The 17,583-nt window shown below is 38.4% G+C and carries 14 protein-coding genes; 7 read left to right on the top strand and 7 right to left on the bottom strand.

Features of this window, described 5'->3' with window-relative positions; all coding sequences use genetic code 11:
- Positions 1–3: 3 nt before the first annotated feature.
- The 5 genes from AC3FI7_RS16960 to hflX form a co-directional block, all read right to left on the bottom strand.
- Positions 4–672 (bottom strand): hypothetical protein, encoded by a 669-nt coding sequence (locus AC3FI7_RS16960; protein ID WP_343660441.1) that lies wholly within the window; start codon positions 670–672, stop codon positions 4–6.
- A 131-nt stretch (positions 673–803) separates the two neighbouring features.
- The gene (locus AC3FI7_RS16955; protein ID WP_491460566.1) at positions 804–1,520 is read right to left on the bottom strand and encodes a DNA alkylation repair protein; all 717 of its coding nucleotides are present in this window, start codon (positions 1,518–1,520) and stop codon (positions 804–806) included.
- 20 nt (positions 1,521–1,540) lie between these two features.
- Positions 1,541–2,827 carry a cation:proton antiporter gene (locus AC3FI7_RS16950; protein ID WP_142723460.1) on the bottom strand — a complete coding sequence of 429 codons (1,287 nt, stop codon included), beginning with the start codon at positions 2,825–2,827 and terminating at the stop codon, positions 1,541–1,543.
- A gap of 21 nt (positions 2,828–2,848) precedes the next feature.
- Positions 2,849–3,484, bottom strand: coding sequence for a DUF4919 domain-containing protein (locus AC3FI7_RS16945; RefSeq protein ID WP_142723461.1), 636 nt, complete (start codon positions 3,482–3,484; stop codon positions 2,849–2,851).
- Entirely contained in the window at positions 3,484–4,707 is a 1,224-nt protein-coding gene (hflX, locus tag AC3FI7_RS16940) for a GTPase HflX (RefSeq protein ID WP_142723462.1), read from the bottom strand. The genes AC3FI7_RS16945 and hflX overlap by 1 nt, the downstream gene beginning before the upstream one ends.
- A gap of 193 nt (positions 4,708–4,900) precedes the next feature.
- On the opposite strand from hflX, the gene AC3FI7_RS16935 reads away from it, so the two are divergent.
- The 4 genes from AC3FI7_RS16935 to AC3FI7_RS16920 all read left to right on the top strand — a co-directional run bounded on the left by AC3FI7_RS16935 (position 4,901) and on the right by AC3FI7_RS16920 (position 9,182).
- Positions 4,901–5,608 carry a LytR/AlgR family response regulator transcription factor gene (locus tag AC3FI7_RS16935; protein ID WP_491460565.1) on the top strand — a complete coding sequence of 236 codons (708 nt, stop codon included), beginning with the start codon at positions 4,901–4,903 and terminating at the stop codon, positions 5,606–5,608.
- Between the two features lie 148 nt (positions 5,609–5,756).
- The gene (locus AC3FI7_RS16930; protein WP_142723463.1) at positions 5,757–6,230 is read left to right on the top strand and encodes a T9SS type A sorting domain-containing protein; all 474 of its coding nucleotides are present in this window, start codon (positions 5,757–5,759) and stop codon (positions 6,228–6,230) included.
- Between the two features lie 6 nt (positions 6,231–6,236).
- A complete protein-coding gene (locus AC3FI7_RS16925) occupies positions 6,237–8,759 on the top strand; it encodes a beta strand repeat-containing protein (RefSeq protein WP_491460564.1) in 2,523 nt (840 codons plus the stop codon).
- Between the two features lie 6 nt (positions 8,760–8,765).
- Positions 8,766–9,182, top strand: coding sequence for a hypothetical protein (locus tag AC3FI7_RS16920; RefSeq protein WP_491460563.1), 417 nt, complete (start codon positions 8,766–8,768; stop codon positions 9,180–9,182).
- Between the two features lie 104 nt (positions 9,183–9,286).
- Here the strand turns inward: AC3FI7_RS16920 and AC3FI7_RS16915 are convergent, their stop codons facing one another.
- A complete protein-coding gene (locus AC3FI7_RS16915) occupies positions 9,287–9,721 on the bottom strand; it encodes an META domain-containing protein (protein ID WP_491460562.1) in 435 nt (144 codons plus the stop codon).
- Positions 9,722–9,807: 86 nt separating this feature from the next.
- Between AC3FI7_RS16915 and AC3FI7_RS16910 the strand changes: the two genes are divergently transcribed.
- The 3 genes from AC3FI7_RS16910 to AC3FI7_RS16900 all read left to right on the top strand — a co-directional run bounded on the left by AC3FI7_RS16910 (position 9,808) and on the right by AC3FI7_RS16900 (position 13,930).
- Positions 9,808–12,015, top strand: coding sequence for a S46 family peptidase (locus tag AC3FI7_RS16910; RefSeq protein WP_142723466.1), 2,208 nt, complete (start codon positions 9,808–9,810; stop codon positions 12,013–12,015).
- A gap of 81 nt (positions 12,016–12,096) precedes the next feature.
- Positions 12,097–12,573, top strand: a complete 477-nt coding sequence (locus tag AC3FI7_RS16905) for a YdeI/OmpD-associated family protein (RefSeq protein ID WP_491460561.1) — start codon at positions 12,097–12,099, stop codon at positions 12,571–12,573.
- Positions 12,574–12,703: 130 nt separating this feature from the next.
- A complete protein-coding gene (locus tag AC3FI7_RS16900) occupies positions 12,704–13,930 on the top strand; it encodes a spondin domain-containing protein (protein ID WP_491460560.1) in 1,227 nt (408 codons plus the stop codon).
- Between the two features lie 71 nt (positions 13,931–14,001).
- Here the strand turns inward: AC3FI7_RS16900 and AC3FI7_RS16895 are convergent, their stop codons facing one another.
- Positions 14,002–17,109: a non-ribosomal peptide synthetase family protein gene (locus AC3FI7_RS16895; RefSeq protein ID WP_491460559.1), complete on the bottom strand. Its 3,108-nt coding sequence runs from the start codon at positions 17,107–17,109 to the stop codon at positions 14,002–14,004.
- Positions 17,110–17,583 lie beyond the last annotated feature (474 nt).

Below are 17,583 nucleotides of genomic sequence, written 5' to 3'. Positions count from 1 at the left end.
AATTTATTGAAAAAGGATTGTATTTTGGATTTGTCTTTTCTGAAGAATCAGATCCAGAATATCAGCTTCCAGTTTGAGTGCTTTTTTATTGGGTGAAAGCATATAGGTGTTGTTGCTTTGTGATTTCACCATATTTTCGAATTGCATAATAGAGGTGTATTTTGCATCATTAAAAACCTCCTTGTCTGCCTTATTCATCTTATCATAATCAGCCTTGAATGTATTCACTTTATTTCTTGTCAATGTCTTTTTTTCAAGATTCTGGCTGTAGATCTGTGTAGGGATCATTTTTCCCAATATGTTTTGAGCTTTTAATTTTTCCAGGCCGGCATTGATGTTTTCAATTTTTTTGAAATTACAGCTGAGTTTGATGATATAATTATCAAAATCCATCGATGTCTTCACATTGCTGATTCCGGGAGTTGCTTTAAAAATTTTGGCTGCTTCATTGATCTTATTTTCAATTTCAGCCTTTTTGGGGACTTTCTTTCCGTTGACAGTTTCCATTTTAGAAATGGAGGCCAGTCTGGTCTTGCTTTTACTGGCATTAAGAATAACAGTATATTCTCCGGTTCCGTCAGCTTTTATATTTACTTTATCAAGAATATCGAAACAGCTGGTCAGGAATAATAATGAAGTCAATGAAAGAAATAATCTGAGAAAATTTTTCATGATTGGGTTTAAAAGCACAAAATTACTCAATTCTGGCTTTACAACCTTATAATCTTTGATTTTTTGAGCATAAATAGCTGTTTTCCGGTACTTTTCAATATGGAAATAATACTACAATATTTGTATTGCTTTTAAATACGTCCTTTCAGATAATCCTTGCGAAGACCTTCATCCAGCTTTTCGATCGCATACCGAAGGCAGGTTCTCGGCATTTCTTTATAATATATATTCAGATAACTGATCAGTTCGCTTTCATTCTTATTTCCCATTTCCCTCAATAACCATCCGTTTGCCTTGTGCATCAGATCATGAGGGTGCTTCATATTCCTGGTTACGAATTCTTTTGTCAGGTCAAATGACCCCTTTTTTATATAATGCATCGTCCCTACAACAGCAATTCTCTTATACCACATCTCTTCAGATTCTGAAAGCTCCCTAAGCAGATTTTCTTTGTGATTTTCAAAAGCATATCTTCCTAAAATCTTATAACAGCTTGAATCTACCAGATCCCAGTTGTTAACATAAGGAAGATGAGCAAGATAAAAACGGATCACTTCTTCTTTTACAGCTTTTTCTTTTGTTTTTTCAAATTTTGAAATCAGCATAAAAAGAGCCGTTAATCTATGCTCATGATATTCTGAAGAAAGTAAGATGCTGAGTTCCTGCAGGCTTATTTGATGATAATATTCCTTTGCAACTGAGCGCTGATCCGGAACTTTTACACCCAAAAACAAATCCCCTTCGCCATATTCTCCTTTTCCGGTTTTAAAAAATCTCGGAAAGAATGCTGCTTTTTCAGGAATGGAGAGAACCGTCAGTGCTTCCTGTATTTCTTTAACAATACTCATATTTCTGAATGCTATTATGCCTAAGCTCTATCTTCCGCAGTAATATTCTCCTGTTCTTCTTCCTCTTTGGCGATCTTATTGGGATTGGCCACTTTAGCAATGGTAAGCCCCTGAACAATGATTGAGAAGACCACGACACAGTAGGTAATACTTAAAATAATCTCGCTGTATTCACTTTTGGGAATAGACATTGCCAATGCAATAGATACTCCTCCACGGATTCCTCCCCAAACCAGGACTTTTACTGTCTGCGGACTGAAACTTCTTCTCAGAGAAGTAAATTTTGAAGGTCCCCAGATGGAAATAAATCTGGCGAAAAGTACTACAATAATGGCCAGTAAGCCTGGAATCATAAAATGCTTCAGGTCTTTAATCATCAAAAGCTCAAATCCGATGAACAGGAACAGTACGGCATTCAGAATTTCGTCAATCAGTTCCCAGAATTTAATCAGATAATCCTGAGTAATGGATTTCATTTTAAATCTCACATTAAAATTCCCCATAAACAGCCCTGCAGCTACCATAGTCAAAGGTCCTGAAATATGCATCTGTCTTGCAATAAGATAGCCTCCCATCACTACAGAAAGGGTTACCAGTACGGAAATAATATAATCATCCACTTCACGCATCAATCTGGAAGTCACCCATCCCAGCAATCCTCCCAGCAGGATTCCTCCTCCTGCTTCTCTCATGAGGAGCAAACCTATATTTTCAACTCCCAGATCTACTTCTTTTCCAATGGCAAGCTGCAGCACAACGGTGAAAACCACTACTGCCATACCATCATTGAAAAGAGATTCTCCGGCAACTTTTGTCTCCAGTGATTTGGAGACATTGGCCTGCTTCAGAACACTCAGAACCGCAACGGGATCTGTAGGTGAAATAAGGGCTCCAAAAACAAGACAGTAGATAAAAGGAAGATTAATCCCTACATACGGCAGTAAATAAAACATCCCAAAACCTACTACAAAAGTGGAAATAACAACCCCTACCGTAGAAAATATCAATACCGGCCGGAACTGCTCCTTCAGATCGTTAATATTAATGTGAATTCCTCCTGCAAAAAGAAGAAAATTAAGCATAGCTCCCATCAAAACCTCTGTAAAGTCGATGCCGTTCATCAGGTTATGAAGGTGTCCGAAAGTTCTGGGAAGCACTGTTTCTCCGAACATTACCAGAAAAATAGATACAACAATGGCAATCACCATAATTCCAATGGTACTCGGAAGTTTCAGAAACCTGTAGTTAAGATATGCAAATATTGATGCTAATACGATTAATGCTGAAAATGAATAATATAATTCCACTAAGTGTTTTTTATTTTTAGATTAATTGGTTAGTTCCAGATAAAGTATTTTGATATAAATCTGATTCCCTTCTTTTTCCCAAATATCAAACATCCCATCCTTAGCAGGTTTTGAATGCCTAATGTAATCCTGTCCGATATTCAGAATATTCAGAAGGATATATTCATCTCCTACTGAATTGACGGTATAAGCTGTTTTTTCGGCTTTTCCGTCTCCCGAACTTTTTATTCCTTCAGTAAGTGCACGGAACTGATTCAGATGATGTATAAAGTTGTTTCCATCTTTTACAGAATCATATGCTCTCAGCAGGATCAAAAGAACATCCAGATTCGTAGGATCTTTGTCATACAAAGCTTTTCCCTGTTTGATACAGTCTGCAAAATTATTCTGTTTGAAGGCATCAGCAAGATTTTTAAAAAGTTCATCTGATGTACTTATTTTATCATTTCTGAAATTTCGTCCATAATACAGGTACTGTGATTCTATGCTGTCCAAAGATTTTGGATACCCCTTATATTTAAAAATAAGCTTCTCATAATTGTAGGGAGAGTCAGAATTTTTGAGACTTTTTTCAATTGCTTTTAAATCAATTTTTGACTTCTGGCTGAAACCAAAAACCGAAAACAGGATGAATAAAAGGAAAAAGTGATATTTCATTAATTGTTGTTTTCTTCTTCCTCATTATCGAAATATTCGAAAAGGAAATCGTTGTACGGAAATCTGGAAATATGAATTTTCATGACCTCATCATAGATCATTTTCTTCATTTCCGGGAAGTTTTCCTTCGTCAAGGCAGAAATGAACACCGTCGGATATTTTGATTTTGCCATCCATGTCTTTTTCCATTCCTCCAGAGAAATATTTTTACGGGTTGAAGGCGTCAGATCATCTTCATCTTTTTTCTCATAACTGAAATCATCAATTTTATTGAAAACCATAATCATTGGCTTTTGATGTGCATTGATTTCCATCAGGATATGATTTACAGATTCAATATGATCTTCAAAACTTTCATGAGAAATATCTACCACATGAATCAGAAGATCAGCTTCACGAACCTCATCCAAAGTAGATTTAAAGGATTCAACCAGCTGGGTCGGTAATTTTCTGATGAACCCTACCGTATCTGTCAGCAGAAACGGCAGATTTCCAATCACAACCTTTCTTACCGTGGTATCGAGCGTTGCGAATAGTTTATTTTCTGCAAAAACCTCAGATTTTGAAATGGAATTCATCAGCGTAGATTTTCCTACGTTGGTATATCCTACCAAAGCTGCACGAACCACTTTTCCACGGTTGTTACGCTGAGTCGCCATCTGCTTGTCAATGGTCTTCAGTTTATCTTTCAGCAATGTAATCCTGTCACGGATAATACGACGGTCGGTCTCAATTTCCGTTTCACCGGGACCTCTCATCCCAATCCCTCCTTTCTGACGCTCAAGGTGAGTCCACATCCTTGTCAATCGTGGTAAAAGATATTGATATTGGGCTAATTCCACCTGGGTTCTCGCATAAGAAGTCTGTGCTCTCTGGGCAAAAATATCAAGAATAAGGTTGGTACGGTCCAGGATTTTAACTTCCATTTCTCTTTCCAGATTTTTAAGCTGTGAAGGAGAGAGCTCATCATCGAAAATTACGGTTCCGATCTCATTTTCTTTTACATATTCTTTTATCTCAATAGCTTTTCCGCTTCCTATAAACGTTTTGGAATCGGGCTGAGTCAATTTTTGGGTAAATCGCTTTTGTACGGTTGCTCCTGCTGTGAAAGCTAAAAACTCAAGTTCATCTAAATACTCTGTCAGTTTTTCTTCGTCCTGATTCTGAGTAATAACACCCACCAGGACCGCTTTCTCATAGTTATGTTCTTTCTTTTCTAACATTAAGTTCTGTCTATGTTTATGATTTTTACAAGTTAATATTTTTCAGAAAAAAAACAAAATCAATTTTTATTTAATAACATATTTTAATATAAATTTAAGTTTGCTGATGAAAGATGTATAAAAAATCAATAACTTTATCTAATAAATTTCTGATTTTTAATTATTTAAATCAAAAACTAATCTCCGGAATATCATGATTACCCGTATCAGATGTATGATTATTGATGATGATGAACTGGACAGGCTGGTTCTTCAGCATTATATCAAACAGTATCAAAATATTGAAATTGTTGCTTCTTTTGACTCTGCAGAAAAAGCCGTTCCTTATCTTGACCTTCCTGCTGATCTTTTAATTACCGAAACCAATTTACAGGGAATGAGTGGCATTGATTTCCGTAAGCTTGCCCAAAAGATACCCGCCTGTATTTTTGTAAGCTCGCATCCTGAGCTGGCTGCCGGAGCTTTTGAGATCAACACTTTGGATTTCATTACCAAGCCCCTTACCGCAGAACGATTTCATTATTCCATGGAAAAGCTTTTTGATTTTTTTGAAACAAAAGAAAAATGCGAATGCTATGATGCCATGATAGGTGAAAACTGCCTGAAAATAAAAGAAGGAGGACATATTTTTCAGATTAAAATGAAAGATATTCTGTACCTGGAAGCTCTGAAAGATTATACCAGAATTATCACTCTCGAAAAAAATCACTGTATTTTAAATTCTCTGGGAAACCTTCTGCAAAAAAACTTTTTTGATTCTTTTGTCAGAATCCACAGAAGCTATGCCGTTCCTCGACATCTTATCCGTGGAAAAAGCTGCCATGAGATAGAGCTTGCCCATCACATCAAACTTCCTATTGGCAGGACTTACAAAGAAAATCTTTCTTTTTTCAATCCATAAAAATCTAACAATAATTCACAAATAGCCATTGGTCGATTATTTCTGCCGTTGGTCTATTTTCCTGTCAATGGGTTGAAATAGGTGCTAATTTAGTCTTCCCAATTTCCCCTCAGAAAAACACACCTATTAATCACCAAAACTGTTATCCATGGAAAGAATATCTATTTACTGTATTATTCTGTCTGTCTTTTCCATCCCCATACTGCACGCACAATCTGCAGTTTTGGCAACCGGACTGGATGCTTCAGCAGCTAATGGTTTTGTTTCTTACAGCGTAGGCCAGATGACCTATCTGGAAAAAGGAACAGGGCAGATTCTGGAAGGCGTTCAACAGCCTTATGAAATCACCACACTTGCCACTCTTGAAAATTCATCTGAACAGGCCGGCATCTTACTATATCCCAATCCTTTCAGAGATTATTTATACTTAGACTTTACCTCAAATAATTTTAAAGGATCAGAATATCAGTTATTTGATTCCCAGGGCAGGCTGGTAAAAAAAGATAAGATTTCACAATCAAAATCTGAGCTTAATTTCTCCTCACTTCCCTCCGCAATGTACATCATCAGGATTACCCAAAATGGAGAAAATATTAAAACTTTCAAAATCATAAAAAAATAAAACGCCATGAAAAAAATATTATCACTGTTTTGGATCCTGATTGGTTTCTTTATGGGACTTTCTCAGGCTCCGGAAAAAATGAGCTACCAGGCTGTCATGAGAAATGGTTCCGGACAACTTTTAGCCAATCAAGGAATTGCCATAAAGGTAAGTATATTGCAGGGATCTCCTGCCGGAGCCACGGTCTACTCTGAAAGACTCACCGGGAATACCAATGCCAACGGACTTGTCAGTCTTGAAATAGGAACAGGGACCATACTCACCGGAACTTTTGCCACTATCGACTGGTCTTCTGGAAGCTATTATTTAAAAACAGAAACGGATCCTGCAGGAGGAACAAACTATACCATAGCGGGAACAAGCCAGCTGTTAAGTGTTCCTTATGCCATGTATGCAAAAACAGCAGGTGGCGGCGGCGGAAGTTTTGCAATCCCCTATACAAATACAGTCAATAATGCTTCCACCTTATTTTCATTAACGAATGATGGTGATGGAACATCTTTGGAAGGCAACAACAGTACTACAACTTCAAACATTGCGGCAGTAAGAGGTATTGTCACCAATACTGCACCTGGAGGATTCTCCTCAGCCGTTCGTGGGATCAATAATGGTACCGGCGGATTGGGTATTGGTGTATACGGAAGCCAGGCCGGAAGCGGATGGGGCGTATATGGAGTTACCCCCAATGGATTAGGAGTATATGGTAACGCAAGTGCTAATGGTACCGGAGTTTATGCCAACAGCAATACAGGTACGGGGCTTACAGCTACCAGTAATAACGGAATTCCTGCAAGTATTTCAATCTTCAATAACGCCAATAACAATGTTGCTCTCAGTGCATCCAGTGTAGGGAATGGTACAGTTGTAAATGTTACCACTTCAGGAAACGGAGCCGGAGTAAGAAGCTCCACAGCAGCAGGATTTGGACTGCACGGAATAACTTCCGCACAGACTTCTGCCGGTGTTGTAGGCGATAACAACGGAGGCGGCGAAGCAGTAGTAGGCAGAACGACCAGTGATATTGCTGGGGCCGTGGTAGGCCGAAATGACGGAGGCGGATATGGAGTGAGAGGTTTTGTAGCCACCAATACATCCGGAACCGGTATCGGTGTTTACGGACAGGTTGGTATAAACAACAGTACCGGACGTGCTGGAAGATTTGAAAATTTCAACAATACAAATACTGATGCTAATACTTTTGAAGTGACATCTAACGGAAATGGAAACATTCCTGATAATACCAAAGGTAATGCAGCTTCTTTTTTACTCAATAATACCAATAGTGTGGGAGCCGCTGTAAGGGGTGAAGTCAATACTATTTTCGGGAATTTCGGCGCGGCCGCTATTTTCGGGGTTTCTTCCGGTACAGGGGGACGTGCAGGCTTATTTTATGCATCAAATCCTGCCGGAAACGGAGCTTCATTAATTGCCCTTACAGACGGTAACGGAAATGCAATCACCGCCAATGCCGGTAAAGACGGAAACGGTGTTGAAACGAATATTGATGGAGCCGGAAACGCGCTCTATGCATGGGTCCCTTCTTTTTCCACCGGACGTGCAGGAAGGTTTAATATTTTCAATGAGTCCAATACCAGCGATGTTATAACCGTAACTACCGTGGGAAATGGTATTGCAGGAAATTTTAAAGTAGATAAAGTTACCGGAACCTCCCCCGCTGTGAGAGGAGAAGTCAATTCACAGTTTGCCAACTTCGGTACGGCAGGGATTTATGGAGTATCTTCCGGTACAGGAGGATATGCCGGGTTATTTTACGCCAGTAATCCGGCTGGGAATGGCCCTGCACTGATTGCCATTGCAGAAGGAAACGGTAATGGGATCACAGCTAATGCATCCAACACAGGAGATGGGGTAGAAACCACTGCTGATGGAACCGGAAACGCTATCTATGCCTGGGTTCCTAATTTTGGACAAGGACGTGCCGCAAGATTTGTAAACTACAATACGGGCAATACCAATCCGCCCCTTACAGTAGAAACCCATAGCAACGGATCTATCGCCGTGTTTAAGTCTGGAAACCCAGGCACAGTGAATGTGGCGAGGATCAACTCTGCCGGACAAGGATTTTTTAACGGCGGTACCCAAAACAGTGGTGCTGACGTTGCGGAAGCTTTTGATGTCAATGGAAAAATTTCTGAATATGAGCCCGGTGATATTCTTGTCATCTCAACCAAAGCTGACAGAACTGTTGAAAAATCTTCAACTCCCTATTCTAATCTTGTTGCAGGAGTATATGCCACAAAACCCGGCGTACTCCTTACAGAAGAGCATATTGATACTGATATTTCCAATAAAGCTCCCATGGGAGTCATTGGGGTAATTCCTACCAAAGTCTGCCTTGAGAATGGAAAAATAAAAAGAGGAGATCTATTGGTAACTTCATCTAAGGCAGGTGTTGCTATGAAAGCCAATATCAAAAAGGTAAAAATAGGACAGGTCATTGGAAAAGCACTTCAGGACTATGATCAAAAAGAGACTGGAAAAATTCAAGTATTAGTCAACATAAAATAACCCGTCATGAAAATAGCATATATTATCCCGTTATTATTTTTAAGCACTATTAACTATGCTCAGGAAAATAAAAAGGCTGCTCCTATAGAAGAAGATCAAACACTGGCTGTAAAACAGGCACAGGAACAACAGGCAAAACTAATGCAGGAAGCAAAGGAAAGAGAAGGAAAGACAACCGTAAATTCTGGTCTTGTTTCTGATCATAGTCTGGAAGTTAAAAAACAGGATTCCAAACCTAAAGCTGCGGCAGACAATTCAGAAAATCTTCTTCCCAATACGGCAAGTCTTGAAGACATTAAAAAAACCATTCCCAACAGACAGGCACATCAAAATATAAATTCTAGGAACACAAAAATGACAGTTACCGGGCTACCTAACACAGCAACTCTGGAAGAAATAAAAAAAACGATTCCCAAAAACTGATAACTCTCAAAGCTAATAACCACAAAAAAAGCTGATAACCAAACTAGATTTTTCAAACAAAGAAGTCCGCCAAAGAGCGGACTTTTATATTAATGCCTGGGCTATTAATCCCAGTCAGCAGCTACAAATCTCATTGTATGGCCATGATCATCAGACAGGGTAAGAAAATGTCCCTCGACAGAATATCTGATCATGGCTTCAATTTTCTTCTGAAAAGAGGTTTCAAGATTCATATCCTGACAGGCTTTCGTTGTACTGATCCCTTTTGAAATCTTTACTTTTCCTCCTTTTTTAAACTTAGCTATAAAAGACATTTGGTTGCATCCCATATAGACATTCCCCTTAATTTTCCCATCAATCATAGCACCTGTCAGATTCATTTCTGCTTTATTCGCAATTAGCTGATCTTTTGAAAATCCATCAAATGAAACCAGCATCCACTGTCTTTGGAGAGAAGGATTTTTATCTGGTACTGAAGAGCAATTTAAAGCAACACCTAAAAATAAAACTGCAAAAAGTGGTAAGAGTATCTTTTTCATGCGGAGCATCCTCCCATTTTCATACCAATCCAAGACAGAATCTCGTAAAAATTAGTAAATTAGCGACACAAAAATTATTTTATAAAATGAAAAGACTATTTCTACTATTCACTTTCTTACTGGGCTTTGCTCAGATGAGGGCGGATGAGGGGATGTGGCTGCTAATGCTCATCAAAAGACTTAACGGTGTTGATATGCAAAAAGAAGGCCTGCATCTTACGCCTGAAGAAATTTATTCTGTGAACAATTCAAGCTTAAAGGATGCTATCGTAAGTTTCGGTGGGTTCTGTACAGGTGAGATTGTTTCTGATAAAGGACTTATATTCACCAACCACCACTGTGGTTACGGTGCTGTAGCTGCTGCTTCTACACCGGAAAAAGATTATTTGAAGAACGGATTCTGGGCAATGAAGCAAAAAGACGAATTCAATGCAAAGGATCTTTATGTAAGATTTTTAGTGAGAATGGATGATGCTACGCAGAGAATCAATTCTAAACTAAACAACAATATGACTGGGGCAGAGAGAAAAGCTGTGATTGATGCTGAAACTAAAGCTATCCAGACAGAAAACTCTGAAAATGGAAAATATACAGTAGTGGTAAAAGATTTCTTCAATGGAAATGAATTCTACTATTTCGTTTATCAGGATTACAAAGACATCAGATTAGTAGGTGCCCCACCTTCATCTTTAGGAAAATTCGGCGGAGATACTGATAACTGGGAATGGCCAAGACATACTGCAGACTTCACGGTTTTCAGAGTATATGCTGATGCTGCAGGAAACCCTGCAGAATATTCTCCGGCTAACGTTCCTTTGAAACCTAAGCATTTCCTTCCTGTTTCCCTTAAAGGGATTAAACCTGGTGATTTCTCAATGATCTTAGGGTATCCTGGAAGAACAAACCGTTACCTGACTTCTTACGGAATTCAGCAAATGGTCACTAAAGATTACCCGGCATGGGTTGAAGCTTCTAAAACAGCCATGGATGTTATGAAAAAATACATGGACAAAGATAAAGCGACTCAACTTAATTATGCGTCTCAATATGCCTCAGTAGCCAACTACTGGAAAAACAGACAGGGCACAATTGACGCAGTAGAGAAAAACGGGACTATTTCTGACAAGCAAAAGATTGAAGAAACTTACAAAAAATGGGCTTCAATGCCAGGAAACGAACAATATAATGGTGTTTTAGAAGATATAGGTGCATATTACAAACAAGTATCTGACAGAAATGTTGAAAGAAACTATGCTTCACAGTTTTCAAGAAATGCAAAATATATTACCCTTGCATTACAGGTAGGATCTGTTCTTAAAGCTTATGCGGCTCAGGATATGCAGGGAAGGCTTGCAATGAAAGCTAAAACTGAAGCGGCTATCAAAGCAGCGTATGAAAACTTTAATCCGTCTTTAGAAGGAGAAATGCTTGCGGCTATGGCCAGCCTTTATCAGGCCAGAGTGAAAAATCCAGAAGTTGCTTCTTCTACTATCTTAGGTTTAGATGCTAAAACAGTTTCCAATTTAGCTTATTCTTCAATCTTTGCCAATAAAACTTCTGCAACCAACTTTTTATTAAATCCAGATGCATTGAAGCTTGACGCTGACCCACTTTGGAAAGCAGCTAATGGCATTATGGCAGATCAAAAGATCAGCACTGAAAGATTTGTTAAAATAGATGACTTTTTTGCAAAAAACAATCGTCTTTTCTTAGCAGGTCTGATGAAGGCAATGCCTGAGAAAAAATTCTACCCGGATGCCAACTCTACCATGAGATTAACTTACGGTACTGTAGATAAATTACCAATCAGAAATGACAGAAATTATTTCGGAATTACGGATAATTATTATACAGACATGACCGGTCTTGTTGGAAAATACAAGAAAGGTGATGAAGAGTTTGATCTTCCTCAAAGAGTGATCGACCTTTACAACCTTAAAGATTTCGGACAATATGCTGATGCAAAAGGTTATATGCCTGTAAATTTCCTTTCCAATAATGATATCACAGGTGGTAACTCTGGTTCCCCGGTAATTGATGGTGACGGAAACCTAATCGGTATTGCATTTGACGGAAACAGCGAAGCATTAAGTGGTGATATTGTATTCGAGCCTGAATGGCAAAAAACAATCAACGTAGATGTTCGTTTTGTTCTTTGGACAATTGATAAGTTTGCAGGTGCAAGAAGATTAGTAGATGAGTTGAAGCTTGTGAGAGATGAAAATACTCCTGCTGATACAAAGACTAAAAACTCCGGCACAACAACAATGCCTAAGAAAACAAAGAAAAAATAATATTAACTGATATATTATTGTAGAACCGTGAAAGTAATTTTCACGGTTTTTTTATTTTTGAATATTAAAAATATATTGATCATGAATTCCCAACCTATATTATTCAAGGCAATGATTCAGCAAAACGGAGAAATGAATGCTGCGTTTGTAGAATTTCCTTTTTCAACAGAAGAGCTATTCAGCAAAAAAGGGCAGATAAAAATTAAAGCAGTTTTTGATGAGAAAGTTGAATACCGTGGAAGCCTCACCAAGATGAAATCGGATTGTCATATTTTGGGTCTTACACAGGAGGTCAGAAAGCAGCTTGGTAAAACTTTCGGAGATGAGATCTCTGTGTCACTTATAGAAGACAAAGAAGAAAGAATGGTTAAAATTGCCGATGACATTGCCTCTGTTTTTGATGAAAATCCTGAAGCAAAGACTTTATTTGACAAGATGAGTTACACCCATAAAAAAGAATATATCCGCTGGATAGAAGAAGCCAAGAAGCCGGAAACAAGAGAAAACAGAAAGACTAAAATGATTCTGATGATTCTGGATGGGAAAAAGGGGATATAATCCTTTCTGCTTTCTCTCTTGAAAGCTGTACATTAAAAAAATTGAATAAAGAAAATATTTTTTGTCAGGATCTCAAAAAGTAACCGACTATAGTTACAGATATCATTTATAACTATAAAAATTTACTTTTATGAACAAGTTTATTTTCAGAACATCAGTTTTAGCGGCAGCTACTCTAGCTGCATTTACTCTTTCTTCATGCAGTGATTCGGATAATGACATGATGACGGATATGTCTTTTCAGAGAACTATCACTTTTGAAAATGTGGTAACTCCTAAAGATTTTGTAGAAAGCGGAAGTTTTCAGGGAACTGGAACACCAGCTATTATTTTACCAGGGCAATCTGTTTCTGTGAAGTTTAGTGCAGGAAAAACACAGGCCTTAATGTTCGCCACAATGTATGGAGCTTCAAAAGATTGGTTTTTTGCTTCCCAACAGCCTGGTATCAAACTATTTGATGCGAATGGAAATGCCATTACCGGAGATGTTTCTTCAAGTGTACGACTGTGGGATAATGGAACCAAAGAGGACATAACCGGACAAGCAGAAAGCAAACCTATCATGCAGGTTCCTAACGTCAATGCTTCACAGCTTATGAAGCTCAATCTGGCTTATAATGATGTAACCTCAGAATTTACACTCACCATTACCAATACATCTGGCGGAACAGCCAATGAAACTCCCTTTTCTCCAGGAGTATGGGCTGTATCCAATTACAATGGCTCCCAGCTGCTGAACAGCGCTCCGTTTTTTACTCCTAATGCTTTATCAAACCCGGAAATCACAGATATTGCTCAGATGGGGAATATCAGTAAAATGATAACGAAACTGAATGCTAACACAGGAGTTATGACCGGCCTTTCTCCTGCTTTGGTCGTTGTTTACCGTGGTGACAAAAATCCTGTTTATGAATTAGGGCAAACAGACAGCGGAATGGGACTGAAAGATATTGCACAGTTTGGAAATGTAACCAAGCTTCAAAACAGTCTGAAATCTCTCCCTGCTGTAAGAGGGGTATATGTTGCCGGGACCACTCCTGTAGCACCGGGAAGTAAGGTAACAACAAACTTTAATGCTGAGCCGGGAGATAAAATCGCTTATGTAACCATGTTTGGATTTTCCAATGACTGGTTCTATGCCAATGAACAGAGCATTGATGCCAATAGCAGAGGAGATATTAGTACAAAAACTTCATTATTTGACTCAGGAACAGGCATAGACCAATATCCGGGAGCCGGCAATCATCAGGCATTATTCGGCGGTACTCCGCAGAGTGAAAATAAGGTTATTTCAAAAGTAGGAAGCCAATATCCCATTCCTGCTGTTCAGAACGTGATTAAAGTAACCGTGAATTAATTTTCAGATTTAAAAGATCTTACAATTAAAAATTCCAGGCAGGTGTGCCTGGAATTTTAATATCAGTAATATTATTCAACCGGAACCCCGAGATATTTCAAATACGAGTCCAGCATTTTCTTATCAAATACAGGTTCCTCTATACCGGAGCCTTCCAAAAACTGAATAACATTGGAACAATCCCATATATAAGTATTCTGATAAAGCTCTACTGTTGATAAGCCTTCATGCATATTATCCCTGAAAAGGCTTGTCAGTGGATATAAACGATTTTTACTGTCATCTTCCCATTGTTTTCGCCATTCTTTGTATGGAATATCCTTCAGCGTAAACGGATAATACTTTTTCATCAATCCGAAAAAATCTTCCAGCGTAAGATTCGTTTCCGGACGGGCTATTAGATTGAACTTCTTCCCTATTGCTTCTTTATTTTTTGTGATATGAGCTATTGCTCTTGTCATATAGTCTACCGTGATAAGCCCTTCTCTAAGCTCTGTTAAGACAGGATAAGATTTGAATTCTATGCAGTTTTTCACTAATCCCGACCACCATTGATAGGAAGCACTTGCTCCTGTTTCGCTATGGCACATGGCATATCCCAAACGGTAAGTGATTAATGGCAGTCCTTCTTTAGCAGCTAAATCCGCTACTGCTTCCATTACCCATTTGCTTCTAACATACCCTATATCTTTACTCACAGACATTAAGTTCTGTTCAATATCATCAGATTCAAGCATCACGGTTTTTCCTGTAAATACATGTCCCCAGCTATATACTGATATAGTGGACAACAAAGCGAGACACGTTGTTCTCTCTGCCCCTGCCAGCTTTATGATTTCTCTTAATCCTTCTACATTCGGAGCCTTCATATAAGAATAAGGTTCAATGAAGTTTACTGAGCTCCCTGAATGGTAAATCACATCGACTTGCTTTGCCAGCTCTGTGAATACTTCTTTGGATAAACCCAATGACGGTAATGCCAGATCTCCGATGACAGGAATAATTCTTGATCTTTGCTCTTTTTTCTGAGGAATGCGGTATTGTTTAGAATATCTGTCAACCTTTTCCATTGCAGCATACTCATCCTGAGCTCTCACAAGGCAATAAATATCTGCATCTGTAGTATCCAGAAGTTCCTGCAAAAGATGAATTCCTACAAATCCTGTAACTCCCGTTAAAAATATTGTTCCGGGATTTTCTACCTGTCTGGGATCAAACCCTCCCGCAAAAACAGTTCCCGGAGCCAGGTAAACATCTTTCTGTAACTCAACATAAGGTTCCACATCTTCTGCCGGAATAGCGTCTCTCATTTCTCTGGACCGGGTAATAAGAATCTCCGAAAGCTGCTGCAATACCGGATACTGATAGATATCTCTCAGATAAACCTTTACATCAAGCTTTCTTTGTAATGTAACAGCAACAGTTGCCACCAGCAGGGAGTTTCCTCCGATGTCAAAAAAGTTATCGGTAATATTAATAACAGGACGTTCCAACGCAGAAGACCAGACGTCTACAATGATCCTTTCGGTATCATTGGTTGGCGGCTCAAATGAAATCAATTCTTTTGCTTCCTTGTCAGCAAGGTCCTTTAATGTCTGCGTATCTGTTTTTCCATTTGCCGTCAACGGAATGGTATCTATAAAAATAATCTGAGCAGGAATCATATAGCCAGGAAGTTCTTCCTTTAATGCGTTTCGCACTATTGAAACATCCTTTGCTGCTTCAGTCTTTAATACCACAAAAGCAATAAGATATCCTGTACTTCCATCTGTTTCTTTTCCAATAACTACTGCTTCTTTTATTGTTTCCTGTTGCATCAATGAGCGCTCTATTTCTCCCAATTCAACTCTGAATCCACGAATTTTCACTTGATTATCAATTCTTCCCAGGAACTCAATCTCACCTTCCTGGCTCCATCTGGCCAGATCTCCCGTACGGTATATTTTTTCTGTCTCCCGGAAAGGATTGGTCATAAATTTAGAATCAGTAAGTTCTTTATTATTAAGGTATCCTTCTGCTAAAAGATTTCCCCCAATGTATAATTCTCCTACCGCACCTACGGGCAGCAATTCCATATTTTCACCCAAAATATATGCTTTTGCATTGGCAATCGGCCTGCCTATGGATGAAACATATTTTCCGTTAACCTCTTTCACTTTTTTAAAGGTGGCAAATACAGTGCATTCTGTCGGACCGTAATAATCTATTAGCTCATAGCTTAGCTCTGCAGTCAATACAGGTTTCAGCTTTTCACCTGCAGTAAAGAGATATTTTAATTTCAGGTTGCTATAACTCCGGGTATGCTCTACCACAGAAGGTGCCAGAACCGTAGGGACAAAGCCATGTGTAATATGATTTTTTCTATAGTAATCTACCAATGCCTGAGCATCTGTCCGCTCTTCATTATTTGCAATAAAAACAGTTGCTCCTGAGGTAAGAGCCGACCAGGTTTCCCATACAGAGATATCAAATGCCAATCCAGCAACAAGGGTCAGTCTTGAACTGTGGTCCACATGAAAATGATGATTATGCCATGTTACCAGATGCTGTATGGCCTGATGGCTTACCATTACTCCTTTTGGCTTTCCGGTAGAGCCTGAAGTATAAATTGTATAGGCAAGACTGCTCTGATGAGTTTTAATTTTCGGATACTCTGATGGTAAATGATTAAGATTTTCCATCTTACCGAGATCAAATACTTTAGCCTGTTCTGTTTCTGATAAAAGATCTTTAAGGCTTTGATTGGTAATAATAACATCAGAAGAAGTATCTGCGAGAATGTACTCCACTCTTTTCGCAGGATAAGCAGGATCTATGGGAACATATGCTGCTCCCGTTTTAATAACTCCAAGAACTGCAACAATCCATTCTAAGGAACGATCGAGCCAGATAGGAACATAATGCCCTTCCTTGATACCGCGGCTTAATAAAAAGTTGGCTACCTGGTTACTTCTCTGATCCATTTCTCTGTAAGTAATTTCTTCATCCTGATAAACAGCGGATGTCTTATCCGGATGAAGGATCGCCTGTTTTCGGAAAAGAGATTCCAATGTCTCTTCCTGACGATAATCCCAGCCAGTCTTATTAAATCCGGTTAAAAGTTTTTCTCTGTCTTCTGATGACAGCAATACTGCCGAACCTATTGATAAGGTTTCTAATGAGGGAATTGTGTTTGACATAATAATAATTTGATTTGGTTTAAAAATTTGCAATTAATAGCTTTAATTCTACATCAAATTGATTTTAGGCCTCTATGAAATAAGAAAATAAAGGCATAAGGCATAACCACAGCTTATTTACTAAATGTGTTTTCATAAAAGGTTTAAAAACTGAATGATGCAGCGTATTAAGCGATCCGCTCAATGAGCAGAACGGTAAACAGCGTTTAAACGTTATTTATTTCAGTCGGAAAGGATAAAGAATATATCCAGATATTCTTTGGGAATCAGATGTAAATCTTTATTCAGAATTTAAAAATTTGATTTTCATAATGTAATAATTTTAATAATTTGGTAATCAAACTTAACATAATATTTTAAGGTATGCGTTACATAATTACTATCCTCTACCACATTCAGGAATTGATATTCTGGAAGAAAATAAAAAGCTGAATTACAATTTATTGCATACCAAAAAAACAAAATTCTTTTTTA

It is taken from the genome of Chryseobacterium sp. TQ-BC-N36, from assembly GCF_058382295.1.
The sequence above is the reverse complement of the archived record's forward strand: the minus strand, read 5'-3'. Positions and strand labels throughout refer to the sequence as shown.

Bases quoted from the DNA above. Each gene is read 5' to 3' on its own strand.
- AC3FI7_RS16960 (WP_343660441.1), bottom strand. From the start codon at position 672: ATGAAAAATTTTCTCAGATTATTTCTTTCATTGACTTCATTATTATTC.
- AC3FI7_RS16955 (WP_491460566.1), bottom strand. From the start codon at position 1,520: ATGAGTATTGTTAAAGAAATACAGGAAGCACTGACGGTTCTCTCCATT.
- AC3FI7_RS16945 (WP_142723461.1), bottom strand. From the start codon at position 3,484: ATGAAATATCACTTTTTCCTTTTATTCATCCTGTTTTCGGTTTTTGGT.
- hflX (WP_142723462.1), bottom strand. From the start codon at position 4,707: ATGTTAGAAAAGAAAGAACATAACTATGAGAAAGCGGTCCTGGTGGGT.
- AC3FI7_RS16935 (WP_491460565.1), top strand. From the start codon at position 4,901: ATGATTACCCGTATCAGATGTATGATTATTGATGATGATGAACTGGAC.
- AC3FI7_RS16930 (WP_142723463.1), top strand. From the start codon at position 5,757: ATGGAAAGAATATCTATTTACTGTATTATTCTGTCTGTCTTTTCCATC.
- AC3FI7_RS16925 (WP_491460564.1), top strand. From the start codon at position 6,237: ATGAAAAAAATATTATCACTGTTTTGGATCCTGATTGGTTTCTTTATG.
- AC3FI7_RS16920 (WP_491460563.1), top strand. From the start codon at position 8,766: ATGAAAATAGCATATATTATCCCGTTATTATTTTTAAGCACTATTAAC.
- AC3FI7_RS16915 (WP_491460562.1), bottom strand. From the start codon at position 9,721: ATGAAAAAGATACTCTTACCACTTTTTGCAGTTTTATTTTTAGGTGTT.
- AC3FI7_RS16910 (WP_142723466.1), top strand. From the start codon at position 9,808: ATGAAAAGACTATTTCTACTATTCACTTTCTTACTGGGCTTTGCTCAG.
- AC3FI7_RS16905 (WP_491460561.1), top strand. From the start codon at position 12,097: ATGAATTCCCAACCTATATTATTCAAGGCAATGATTCAGCAAAACGGA.
- AC3FI7_RS16900 (WP_491460560.1), top strand. From the start codon at position 12,704: ATGAACAAGTTTATTTTCAGAACATCAGTTTTAGCGGCAGCTACTCTA.
- AC3FI7_RS16895 (WP_491460559.1), bottom strand. From the start codon at position 17,109: ATGTCAAACACAATTCCCTCATTAGAAACCTTATCAATAGGTTCGGCA.